The sequence below is a fragment of the Gracilibacillus alcaliphilus genome (assembly GCF_016909015.1).
In the GTDB taxonomy this organism is placed as follows: Bacteria; Bacillota; Bacilli; order Bacillales; family Amphibacillaceae; genus Gracilibacillus; species Gracilibacillus alcaliphilus.
Window position 1 is genome coordinate 1 of sequence record NZ_JAFBFA010000045.1, and the last position, 12269, is coordinate 12269.

At 40.2% G+C, this 12269-nt stretch carries 10 protein-coding genes and 1 other RNA gene; 8 read left to right on the forward strand and 3 right to left on the reverse strand.

Translation table 11 applies throughout. The annotated features are described in order from the left end of the window. Nucleotides 1–159: 159 nt before the first annotated feature. A non-coding RNA gene (ssrS, locus tag JOD18_RS21800) (6S RNA) lies at nucleotides 160–356 on the forward strand. 232 nt (nucleotides 357–588) lie between these two features. Here the strand turns inward: ssrS and JOD18_RS21805 are convergent. Together JOD18_RS21805 and JOD18_RS21810 are read right to left on the reverse strand one after the other, a co-directional pair. Then, on the reverse strand, nucleotides 589–1293 hold the full coding sequence (locus JOD18_RS21805; RefSeq protein ID WP_204671348.1) for an RsfA family transcriptional regulator: 705 nt from the start codon (nucleotides 1291–1293) through the stop codon (nucleotides 589–591). Nucleotides 1294–1594: 301 nt separating this feature from the next. Further along, nucleotides 1595–2857 carry a replication-associated recombination protein A gene (locus tag JOD18_RS21810; protein ID WP_204671349.1) on the reverse strand — a complete coding sequence of 421 codons (1263 nt, stop codon included), beginning with the start codon at nucleotides 2855–2857 and terminating at the stop codon, nucleotides 1595–1597. A 321-nt stretch (nucleotides 2858–3178) separates the two neighbouring features. Here JOD18_RS21810 and cymR point away from each other — a divergent pair, with 321 nt between their 5' ends. From cymR to recD2, 5 genes are all read left to right on the forward strand, one after another. Next, nucleotides 3179–3598 (forward strand): cysteine metabolism transcriptional regulator CymR, encoded by a 420-nt coding sequence (gene cymR / locus JOD18_RS21815; protein ID WP_204671351.1) that lies wholly within the window; start codon nucleotides 3179–3181, stop codon nucleotides 3596–3598. A gap of 135 nt (nucleotides 3599–3733) precedes the next feature. Further along, complete coding sequence (locus tag JOD18_RS21820; RefSeq protein ID WP_204671352.1) at nucleotides 3734–4876, forward strand: cysteine desulfurase family protein; 1143 nt, start codon at nucleotides 3734–3736, stop codon at nucleotides 4874–4876. Nucleotides 4877–4888: 12 nt separating this feature from the next. Then, nucleotides 4889–5998 (forward strand): tRNA 2-thiouridine(34) synthase MnmA, encoded by a 1110-nt coding sequence (mnmA, locus tag JOD18_RS21825; protein ID WP_204671355.1) that lies wholly within the window; start codon nucleotides 4889–4891, stop codon nucleotides 5996–5998. A 250-nt stretch (nucleotides 5999–6248) separates the two neighbouring features. Beyond that, nucleotides 6249–6917, forward strand: a complete 669-nt coding sequence (locus JOD18_RS21830; protein ID WP_204671357.1) for a tetratricopeptide repeat protein — start codon at nucleotides 6249–6251, stop codon at nucleotides 6915–6917. Between the two features lie 14 nt (nucleotides 6918–6931). Continuing rightward, nucleotides 6932–9292, forward strand: a complete 2361-nt coding sequence (gene recD2 / locus JOD18_RS21835; protein ID WP_204671359.1) for an SF1B family DNA helicase RecD2 — start codon at nucleotides 6932–6934, stop codon at nucleotides 9290–9292. Between the two features lie 168 nt (nucleotides 9293–9460). Here recD2 and JOD18_RS21840 read toward each other — a convergent pair whose 3' ends face one another. Continuing rightward, complete coding sequence (locus tag JOD18_RS21840) at nucleotides 9461–9859, reverse strand: RidA family protein (protein WP_204671361.1); 399 nt, start codon at nucleotides 9857–9859, stop codon at nucleotides 9461–9463. A 752-nt stretch (nucleotides 9860–10611) separates the two neighbouring features. Here JOD18_RS21840 and JOD18_RS21845 point away from each other — a divergent pair. Both JOD18_RS21845 and JOD18_RS21850 read left to right on the forward strand, forming a co-directional pair. Beyond that, nucleotides 10612–10800: a hypothetical protein gene (locus JOD18_RS21845; RefSeq protein ID WP_204671363.1), complete on the forward strand. Its 189-nt coding sequence runs from the start codon at nucleotides 10612–10614 to the stop codon at nucleotides 10798–10800. A gap of 5 nt (nucleotides 10801–10805) precedes the next feature. Continuing rightward, entirely contained in the window at nucleotides 10806–11894 is a 1089-nt protein-coding gene (locus tag JOD18_RS21850) for an AI-2E family transporter (protein ID WP_239588299.1), read from the forward strand. The last annotated feature ends 375 nt before the right edge of the window (nucleotides 11895–12269 follow it).

The following is a 12269-nucleotide window of genomic DNA, read 5'->3' on the forward strand; positions in this document are numbered from 1 at the left end:
AAGCGATAGCGCGTTAGTCTAGGCAAGTGTACATTTTGATAAGACCTGAAATATTGGTGGGAAAACTATGTCGAGAAAAACTTGACACATACAAAAAAGTTACTTGCTTGAAATTATAAAACCATTATGCTATCATTTAGTTAATCAATACAGTAGTACACAATCCTGATGTGTTCGTCGTATTCATGACGTTTTGACCGAACACCAATAACATTGGGAATCTGTTGTTCCCCTATCTAGTGCATGCCGCTATACTTACGAATTTATTGCGGACGCATGAAATAGGAGGCAAGATACCCACCTGCTTTAAGCGGGATCAAAACTTCATCTCTATCGACGGCACGATCGGGATTGTACTACATAACGGTGAAAACCCTTGATACTATATTCAGTATCAAGGGTTTTCTATTTTCTGCAAGTGTCGTTAAGTTCTTAGTCCCGGTGTAATCATCCGTAAAAGCTCCCCTTCCAAATTTGGGAAAATCTCTGAGAAAGTCCAATGGAGAAGATAATGGTTGCTAACATCTGGATGCTTTTGCTAGCCATCAGCGGGAGGTAAAGAAGACTCTCCCTGCAGGCAGTCTTGATTTATTTAGCGACCTGTTCTAGATTCCCATTCTTATCCATACGGAAGGTTGGGACCGGCCGCGTCTCTGTCTCATCGAATACTACCATTTTTCTGGCTCGTTCGACGATTTGCATAAAAGCTTGATAATCTTCTTTCATGGTAGTCAATTCACGTTCCAATTCTTGGTTCTTTCTCTGTTCCATTTGTAATTGTTTTTTGAGCTGTTCATGATCTTGCAATAATTGCTGTTGATTTGCTTGAGAGGATTGTACATGGTTATATTCCTTCTTTAGATATTGCAAATAACGAATGACCTGATCAAGATCAAGAGAATAATTCTCTTGATAATTTTCCTGTTGTTTCGGGCTGGATTGCTGCTGCTTGCTATTCCAATTTAAGAAGGAATAGACCTCTTCTTCTACACTTGGTTCCTTAGATGCAACTGTATCTTCCTGCTGTTCTTGCGTAATCGTTTGTTTTTGTTTTGCCAGTGCTCGTTTCTTCTCTTTTCTTTGTTTCTTGGCAATTTGAACGGCTTGTTCATAATTTTGACGCACTTCAGCATTCCAGCGAAAGCCGCAGGCAGCAGATGTACGGTTTAATTTATCGCCTACTTCATCAAAGGCGTTTAATTGGGTACTTCCATCTCGAATATGCCTTAACACCGTCTCTGCTAACAATAGGTCATCTTCATGTGACCAAGCATCTTGTCTTACCTTTGTCATCTACTAAACACTCCTTATTTCAATCTAGAGGATGTACAAGAGGTATCGGATCATGATCATAGGAAACTTTTATGATAAACACGCGGTGTATATAAAAGTGTTTCTGCCTGTTTTCGATATGATATGCTTGTACATACTACTAGTCATTTTTGAACGTCTGCCTGTATGGATGAGCTGACTTGCTCTAGTATTGTATTCCAAAGCTATCAATCTCAGGGAGATATACGGCGTAATACAAGACTAAAATGGTAGACGTTTCTGTTTATCTATTAGTGTGACCAGTTTGATAGGAATGTATACTTTATTTTTTTACTTTTTGATAAATTTGTTGTAGTCCTTTTTCAAATTTGCCAGTGTCTTTTGGATAATAATACTGTTTACGCTTGATTTTGTCTGGTAAATACTGTTGTTTTACCCAGCCACCTTCGTAATTATGAGGATACTCGTAATCGATCCCTCTGCCTAGAGCGGCCGCCCCTTTATAGTGAGCATCTTTCAAATGGGCAGGAATCTCACCAGTATTTCCTTTACGAATATCAGCTAGTGCAGCATCCAGAGCCATATAGGCGCTGTTCGACTTTGGTGACAGACATAGTTCAACAATTGCTACAGACAAAGGAATCCGAGCTTCAGGGAATCCGACGCGTTCTGCCGTTTGTACGGCTGCTAAGGCTCGCGGACCTGCTTGTGGATTGGCTAAACCAATGTCTTCATAGGCACAAACCAGCATCCTTCTAGCGATACTTTCTAAATCACCTGCCTCAATTAATCGTGCCAAATAGTGAAGCGCAGCATCGACATCACTGCCGCGAATGGATTTCTGAAAAGCAGATAAGACATCGTAATGAGCATCACCGCCTTTGTCGTGGGAGAAACTTTTCTTCTGCATGGATTTTTCAGCAGTTGATAGATCGATAACAATCTCTCCATTTTGTTTCGGGGTGGAGTAAGCGGCTAATTCAAGTCCATTTAAAGCGGCTCTTAAGTCCCCATTACAGGCATTTGCTAGATGCTCTTTCGCTTCCTTATCGACTGCTAATGGTAAGTCACCCAGTCCGTTTTCTTTATCTTGTATAGCTCGATCTAAGGCCTCTAATATGTCAGCAGGTTCTAAGCGAAATAGTTCAAAAATATGACAACGACTTCGAATAGCGGGGTTAATTTTGTGATAAGGATTTTCGGTCGTACAACCGATCAAAGTAATCAAGTTCGATTCTACGTGAGGGAGCAGAAAATCTTGTTTTGCTTTATCTAAGCGGTGTACCTCATCTAGTATAACAACGAGCTGTCCCGACATTTTTGCTTCCTCGATCGCTATTTCGATATCCTTTTTCTTATCAATTGCTGCATTTAATAGTTTGTAACGAATCTTCAAGCTATTAGCAATCCCAATGGCCATGGAAGTTTTTCCTGTGCCCGGCGGTCCATAGAGCACCATGGAATGCAGACGTTCTGCTTCGACCATACGTTGTATCATTTCCCCGTGTCCAACTAGATGCTGCTGGCCAATTACATCATTTATATGCTGAGGCCTCATTCGAAAGGCTAACGGTTGCTTTGCCATCCTACACTTCCTCTCTATTACATACCTTAAACTTTTTTATTTGGCGATGAAGACAATCAGCTTGACAATTTATCCCCGTTTTTTTAACATAGGCTAGTATGGGAACAATAATGAACGGCTGAGTATTGTCCTGCCATTATTATAGCATTCATGCTATAATACAACTAATAGTGTGTTCAAAAAGTTCGATAAAAAGGATCATCTTAGTAGAAGTTCCTCTACTGCCAACGCAGAAATTCGATGCGTCATTTTTGTTGGACTTTTAGAACAACCTTTAAGAATTAAGAAGAGTATAGGGTATGAATAGAATGAGGTGTAGTAATGAAGATATCAACAAAAGGAAGATATGGGTTAACGATCATGATTGCATTAGCCAAGAATAGTGGCAAGGGGCCTCTTTCTTTGAAGACAATTGCCCAAGAACATGGTTTATCTGAGCATTATTTGGAACAGCTGGTGGCCCCGTTACGAAACGCTAGCTTAGTGAAGAGCATTCGCGGAGCCTATGGCGGATACATTCTGGCGAAGGAGCCAAGTGAAATTACAGCTGGTGATATTATTCGCATTCTGGAAGGTCCTATTACGCCGGTAGAAGGTATCGAAGACGAAGAGCCTGCGAAACAAGAGCTCTGGATTCGTATCCGTGACGCGGTAAAAGATGTATTAGATACTACCACTTTAGAAGATTTATCGACATATGGCGAGAAAGGCGTTCAAGATCCATATATGTTCTATATCTAAGGTTAGCGTTAAAAACGGAGGAAATGGTTGCTGATCCTGCTAATAGAAAGCTGGCAGGTTTGCCCTTTTTGTCCGTCTTTTTACAGAGTAGAGACATAACATTTCGGATAGGCTATATAGAAAAGGATGGAAGAGATGACAGCTATTTATTTAGATCATGCAGCAACAACACCTGTTCACCCTGATGTCATACAGGCGATGACGGCTGTATTAGCAGAAGATTTTGGCAACCCTTCGAGTGTCCATTCATTTGGAAGAAAAGCAAGACAGCACCTGGATCAGGCACGTGCCATCGCTGCTCAATCATTACATGCCGGTGAACGTGATATTATTTTTACCAGCGGTGGAACAGAAGCAAACAATATGGCCATTACAGGTGCTGCCTTTGCCAATCAAGAAAAGGGGAAGCATGTTATTACGACCAAGATAGAGCATCATGCCGTACTGCACACGATTAACAACTTAGAACAGCAGGGATTCGAGATTAGTTATTTAGATGTTGATGAAACCGGACAAATAACAGTAGAACAAGTACAAGAAGCATTGCGAGAGGATACGATCTTGGTATCTATCATGATGGTAAATAATGAAACAGGTGTCATCCAGCCGATTGCAGCAATCGGGGAAATACTGCACGATCATCAGGCATATTTTCATACGGATGCTGTTCAGGCTTACGGGATACTTCCGATAGATATCAACATATTGCAGGTCGATTTATTAACGGTCTCTTCCCATAAAATTAACGGGCCCAAAGGTTTAGGGTTTTTATATTCAAATAAAGAAGTTACGCTGGAACCGATACAGTATGGTGGCGAGCAAGAACGTAAACGACGTCCAGGTACAGAGAATGTGGCAGGGATTGTCGGATTTGCCAAGGCGATTGAACTGGTTCAGCGTGAACAAGCCAGCTGCTTTACTGCTTATCAACAGTATCGTGATCAATTCGTACAGGAACTAGAGCAGCAGGGTGTTAACTTCTTGATTAATGGGAAACAGGATCAATCTGTTCCTTCGATTATTAATATCAGTTTTCCAGGCACCAATGTGGAGTCATTGTTAATGAATTTTGACCTTAGCGGAGTGGCAGCTTCAAGCGGTAGCGCCTGTACTGCAGGTTCAGTAGACCCTTCTCATGTCTTGAGTGCTATGTTCTCTCCAGAAAATGAACGAACGAACAATTCAATTCGGTTTAGCTTTGGTTTAGCTAACGATTTAGATAATATAAAGGAGGCCGCTGGTAAAGTGGCGGCTATCGTGAATAGACTAACGAAATAAGGTGGTGATATAATGAAAGACAACAAAGACACAAGGGTAGTAGTCGGTATGAGCGGTGGTGTCGATTCATCAGTAACGGCTTTACTGCTCAAGCAGCAAGGTTATGATGTAGTCGGTATTTTTATGAAAAACTGGGATGATACGGATGAAAATGGGGTCTGTACAGCAACAGAAGATTTTGATGACGTGATTCGTGTCTGTAACCAAATTGGAATTCCGTACTATGGTGTGAACTTTGAGAAGCAATACTGGGACAAAGTGTTTACCTATTTCTTAGATGAATATAAAGCTGGAAGAACACCAAATCCAGATGTAATGTGTAATAAGGAGATTAAATTTAAGGCCTTTTTGGAACATGCCTTATCGTTAGGGGCAGATTATGTGGCAACAGGTCACTATGCCCAAGTAAGACGTGAGGGTGACCATGTCGAGATGCTGCGAGGTGTGGACGAGAATAAGGATCAAACCTACTTCCTCAATCAACTTTCTGAGGATGTACTGCGTAAAGTAATGTTTCCTTTAGGACATTTGCCGAAAGCGGAAGTGCGTCGGATTGCTAAGGAAAATAATTTGGCGACAGCAGATAAAAAGGATAGTACAGGGATTTGTTTTATTGGAGAACGTAATTTTAAGGAATTTCTCAGTGAATACCTGCCAGCACAACCTGGAAAGATAATGACTCTAGATGGTATCGAAAAAGGAACACATGACGGTCTGATGTACTATACAATTGGTCAGCGCCAAGGCCTCGGTATCGGCGGTCCGGGCGGTCCATGGTTTGTAGTTGGCAAGAATTTGGCAGATAATATCTTATATGTAGGGGCAGAATATCATAATGACGCCTTATACTCTGAAGGTCTAGTGGCCGATGCATTGAATTGGATTAATGAACAGCCTGCCGAACCTTTTCATTGTACAGCGAAGTTCCGCTATCGTCAAAAGGATCATGGCGTGATGGTATACCCTAATCCAGATGGAACAGTAAAGGTTGTATTTGATAACCCAGAGCGGGCAATCACCCCAGGACAAGCTATTGTCTTTTATCAAGATGAAGTATGTTTAGGCGGAGGCACGATAAATGATGTGCTGAAAAATGATCAGCCGATTAGTTATGTCGGATAATGTGACAACTATTATTAGTAGAGGACAGCTGTCTATGTTTGCCACGCTGTCCTTTTTTTGTCGGACCATCTGATTATATCTTGGCTGATGGTTGCACAGGGTTTAGATAGTAAGATAAAATAGTAAAAAACCCTTCTATCTAACTAGATAGGGACAGACACAGAAAATAAGATTTCCGGTAGCAGAGAGGGAATCTTATCAAAGATAGGCTCGTGACATCACGTTGCGTACAGAAGGGGAGACAGCATAAGTGAATCAAATCGACCAAGGTATTCAATATATGAAAGAAGGTAAGTTAGAAGAGGCGGCTCAATATTTTACAGAGGCGATTGAAGCTAATCCGGAGGAGCCGGTTCATTATATTAATTTTGGCAATCTATTATTGCATATGAAAGATTATCAGCGTGCAGAACGCTTTTACGGTAAAGCAGCAGAACTGGATGAAAAGGCTGCTACCGCTTTTTATGGATTAGGCAATGTTTATTTTGAAACCGAGCAATTAGACAAAGCTCAAGAGTATTTTCAAATATCGATTCAAAAAGGCTTAGAAGAAGCAGATCCCTATTTCATGTTAGGGATGACTTTCTTGTATGATGAGAAATTCCGCTTGTCGCTTCCATATCTGCAGCGTGCCAGTGAGCTAAGTCCTAATGATGTCGATATTCAATTCCAATATGGACTAGCGTTGGCACAAACACAGCAATTAGATCAGGCCAAGACCATATTTGAACGAACATTGGAATTAGAAAAGCAACATAGTGATGCCCATTATAATTTGGGAGTTATCGCATTATATAACGAGCAAATTAAGCGAGCATTGCATCATTTTAATTGTGCTATTGATATACAGCCAGATCATTTATTGGCGGGTAACGGCAAGAAGCAAATCGAGATTATGTTAGCAGATCAAAACGAATAGGGGAGGGCTTTGGGATGGAGGATGGCGGTCAAAAAAACTTTATTAAAGGAGAGATGGTCCATACAATCTTCGAGAATAAAGAAGAGCATTTCTCCATTGCAAAGATCAAAGTTCTGGAAACCAATCAGTCATTTGATGAGTCAGAGGTTGTTGTGAAAGGCTATTTTAGAAGGCTCGATCCTGGTGAAACGTATGAATTCTATGGCAGAACTGTAGATCACGCCCGCTTTGGCCGTCAATTTCAAGTGGAAAGCTATAAGCGATTTTTACCAGAGACAAAAGAAGGTGTGATCACTTATTTATCGAGCGATTTGTTTCCAGGAGTCGGAAAAAAAACAGCTGAACGCATTGTGGATGAACTAGGGGATAATGCATTAGCACAAATTTTACATAATCAAGAGGTACTTCAGAAGGTCAAAGGTATTCCGAAGGAGAAGCAGGAGAAGATCTATCAAATCCTGCAGGAAAACCAAGGCTTTGAACAGATTGTCGTGGAATTGTCTAAATACGGCTTTGGTCTGAAAATGGCGCAAAAGATGTATTCTGCTTTTAAAGAAGAAACATTAGATACCTTGCAAACCAATCCTTATGCCTTTGTTTTTGAAGTGGAAGGCTTTGGCTTTATCCGTGCAGATCAAATGGCTAAGCAGCACAATATCACGGTTGACCATCCTACCAGATTGCAAGCAGCTTGTGTTTATATCCTTCAAAACAGTGTCCAGGAAGGCCATGTATTTATGCCGTTAGACCAATTAGTTTATCAAATGGATCAGCTCTTGGATGGGGCAGTTAACCAGATTGCAGCGGAGAAGATGACAGAACAGATTATCGAACTCAATAAGGAAAAACAAATTATTGTGATGGACAAAAAGGCGTATCTGCCGTCTTTATATTATGCAGAGACAGGTTTCTGCTCTAAACTGAAACGGATAGCGAGCAAAACGATCGAGCCGTCTTTTACAGAGGCGGAATTGTTAAAGATTGTTGGAAGTATTGAGGAAGAAGAATCACTTAGCTACGGAAATGAACAGTACCAAGCATTACAGCAGGCATTAACAGAGAAAATTTTTATCCTGACAGGTGGTCCAGGAACAGGGAAAACGACGGTAATTAAAGGAATTATAAACGCCTACGCGGCGATCCATGACTGTTCATTGAATAAAGATGACTATACGGATGACGACGAATATCCATTTATCTTAACCGCACCGACAGGGCGCGCCGCTAAACGGATGAAAGAATCAACAGGTATCGACAGTGTGACGATTCACCGTTTACTGGGCTGGGATGGTCATGAATCGTTTGATAAGAATGAAAACAATAAATTAACAGGGAAACTGCTAGTAATTGATGAATTTTCTATGGTAGATATTTGGCTGGCTTATCAATTATTTCGCGCGCTTCCAAGTGATATGCAGGTCATTATCGTTGGGGACGAGGATCAGCTGCCATCTGTCGGGCCTGGGCAAGTATTGGCAGATCTGTTAGCCAGCAAGGTAATTTCGTCTGTTTCATTAAAAGAAGTCTATCGCCAGAAAGAGGGTTCAAAGATTATTCAGCTGGCTCATGAAATTAAGAATCATCAAGTTACGCCGAGTTCATTAGCGAAAGCAAATGATTTTAATTTTATTAGCTGTCCTGATTTTCAAGTAGTGGAACTCGTCAGTCAGATTGTTCAGAAGGCGTATCAAAAAGGGGTAGACTTAAAACAAATTCAAGTTTTGGCACCCATGTACCGTTCCAAGGCTGGAATTCATAAAATGAACGCAGAATTGCAAGCTGTCATTAACCCTCCACAGCCGGGGCGCCGTGAATTACGTTTCGGAGATGTTGTTTTTCGTAAAGGAGATAAGGTGATTCAATTAGTTAATCAACCGGAAGATCAGGTATTCAATGGTGATATAGGTGAGGTTGTGGCGATTTTTGAGAAGGATGAAAACCTTGACCAAGTCGATCAAGTGGTAGTTAGTTTTGACGAACGAGAAGTTGTCTATCCGAAGCCAGATTTGATTAATTTAATGCATGCTTATTGTACATCGATTCATAAATCACAAGGAAGTGAGTTCCAAATTGTGATCATGCCAATTATACAAGGCTATCATCGGATGCTGCGTAAAAATCTGCTGTACACCGCTATTACACGTGCCAAACAATCTCTTGTCATTTGTGGTGATAAGCGTGCCTTTATGAATGGAATTGAGACTGAAGATACCAATCAGCGCAACACCTCTTTAGTTGCTTTTCTGCATCATTTATTCGATGTCAATCAACAGTCAGAGCCAGTCGTAGATCAGGACACGACATTAACTGCCGATCAGCGTCTGCTAGCTGTAGAGGTAGGACAGGAAAGTTTTAGTCCGTATGATTTTATGTAAGTCATACAGGTAATTTTTATAAAGAACAATTCTGACTCATGAAGTCGTTAAATGTTTCATCTAATGTATTGAAGATCTAAACAAAAAGATGATAATACCCGAAAAACTAAAAGGGCTGCTGCACAATCAATTCCCCCGTTGTGCAAGCAGTCCCTATGTTTGTATCTATCAAACTCTAGCCAGCCACAGCTCTATTTCTACCTTCAGTTCTGGTAGTCCAAGTGCATTAATATAAGCGATTGTCATGGCTGGGTAATCCTTATTAAATAGTTTTCCCCACTCTTGATAAAAAAAGTCCCAATCGATTTCCTCTGTTGCCCAAATGTTTACCTTTACAATATTCGCACTGCTTAATTTTTCTGCTTCTAACAGCTGTTGAATGTGCAGGAAGCAATTGGCCGTCTGTTCATTTATAGCAGCTGGAGTATGTCCGTCCGTGTCTACTCCGACCTGTCCAGAGCTTACCAGTAATTCTGCATTTCTAGGGATCTTGGTGATATGTGAGTAATGGCCAACAGGCGCAGGCAATTGACTCGGGTTTGACCTTACAATTTTTTGCTTCATCATTTTTCCACCTCATCATTTGAAAGTATTCTGCTTATATTTCTAGTTCATAGAAGACAGACTCCGCCAATTTATGAACTTCTAAAAGAAAACAGCAGTAGAGTATCCATATCCCATAGAAAGAAATGCAAGTATTTTCTTTTTCATTAACGGACACCCTTTCCTTTCCTTGACAAAGTAATAGTAATTATATCATACCATCTGAAAGCTATAACGAAAAGCAATTTAACCACAAATATCTGAAAAAAAATAATAGAACCGTTATGCTTTGTTTAGCAGATACTATACTAATTCTAGAAGAGAGGGATAAGATGAACAGAAACTTCAGCAAACAAGAACAGCAGAAAATCTTTGAAGGACTTGCGAGGATGGAGGAAGATCGGAGACAAACTTTTGAAAACACTATTAGTCACCTGCGTCTCCCTCTTTATCACTAGTCGAGGTGTTAGCGGAAAGTATTCCGGAGTTAGTCCAGCAAAAAGCTTATGTATGGGACGATGATCTTGTGGATATGTTAACGAATTTGGTTAACAAGCATATGGAGTCAACTAGCCATAGTTTAAAAACATCCCGTCGCACCCAAGCAAAAAAGATTAGCAGAAAAGAGTCCTGTATTTGTGGGAGCGGCGAAAAATAATCCGCACTATGTCCTGATTGTTCTATTACCATAGTTCAATCAGGTTTTTTCGATAGGACTTGTATATTTTTAGCCATTATTGGTAAGTATAAATGGTAAAAAAAGGTGAGATAGAACGATGATTTGTCCTATTTGTCGCGGTAAGAATATTGGTATCATTGGACCAAACCAATACTACTGCTGGAGTTGTTATGTGGAATTAACTGTCCATCAAAATATGATTCATTTGCATGAGATTGAGCAGGATGGCTCATTAAGTTCTTTGGATGATTTATTTTCGGCAGATGAAAGAAGGATAAAGGGGTAGCGGTGATGTCTAACGATGCAATTATCCGCAAGGTATTACAGTTATTTATGTTATGTTTGGCGATTCTGTCGCTGTATTTAATCTATATTTTATTTCCTTTCTATCGAATGATCCTCGTGCTGTTCTTACAGGTGCTGGCCCCTTTCTTTATCGCCGCTTTGATTGCTTATTTGCTTCACCCTGTTGTCAAGTATATTCAAACTTTTCGAATACCACGACCGATTGCAATTATTGTCATTTATTTATTGTTTTTTGCTGTGGTAGGAATAGGTACCTATATATCATTGCCGATCCTGATTAAACAGACACAGGAATTGGGGCAGAATTTACCAGTGTATGTAGAAGCTTATCGTTCGTTTATTTATGATATTTATTTACAGACTTCTTTTTTGCCAGAAGGGTTTCATGATAAATTAGATCAATTCTTAGCTGATATGGAGGAGGGGATTGGCAAACGAATTACGGGGTTGTTAATGAACATACCGATGTTGTTTGATGTTGTCATTATGATTGTCCTAATTCCGGTACTTGCCTTTTACTTCCTAAAGGATTATCAAACATTACAAAAAGGGGTATTGCGAGTAATACCAGCTAAGTATCGCGGGTTTATGAAAAAACTGGGAAATGAAATTGAGGAAAGTCTCGGTCAATATATCCGCGGGCAAATTTTTGTCTGTTTTCTCGTAGGTTTGGCGAGCTTCCTATTATTAAAATGGGCGGGAATGAGTTATGCAGCGGTGCTCGCCATGATTATGGGCTTTACTAACTTTATTCCTTATTTTGGACCGATTATTGGTGCGATTCCCGCTATCTTGATTGCCTTTACAATCTCTACAGAAATGATCTTGTATGTATTAGGTATTGTGATTATTATTCAGCTATTAGAAAGTAATTTGTTATCGCCTTTTATTGTTGGGAAGAGTATTCGTATCCATCCAGTGTATTTGATGCTTACTTTGTTCTTTCTGGCGAAGGCAACGGGTATTATTGGGGTCATCCTGGCGATTCCATTATTGGCAGTGGCTAAAGTTGCGGTGCCCTTGACCTATCGTCAGTTGAAAAGGTTAAGAAATCAAAAAAGTCAAAGTGAATAATTAATATTCCGCATGTCAGGCGGAGGATTGGTGATTTGACAATAAACGAAAAATTAACTATAATATCCTAGCAAAGTGTATAATAAAAACGTTGAAGAACTCTAGTACTGGATAACCATTTGTGAAGAGAGGAATTTCCGTGGCTGAAAGAAATTCTAAATGCTCTTATCTGGGAAGCTAGTTTGAAGTGCAGCTAATCCCTGCCGGTTACATCACCGTTACAGATGCCAAGATGACAGTGTTTTTACTGTAATCAGGGTGGTACCGCGAAGATACTCTCGTCCCTGCAGTTGTTGCAGGGACGGGAGTTTTTTTATCTTTCTTGGCAAATTTCAAGGTCACTGCTTGTTTTACAAAAACAATATCAATCATTTG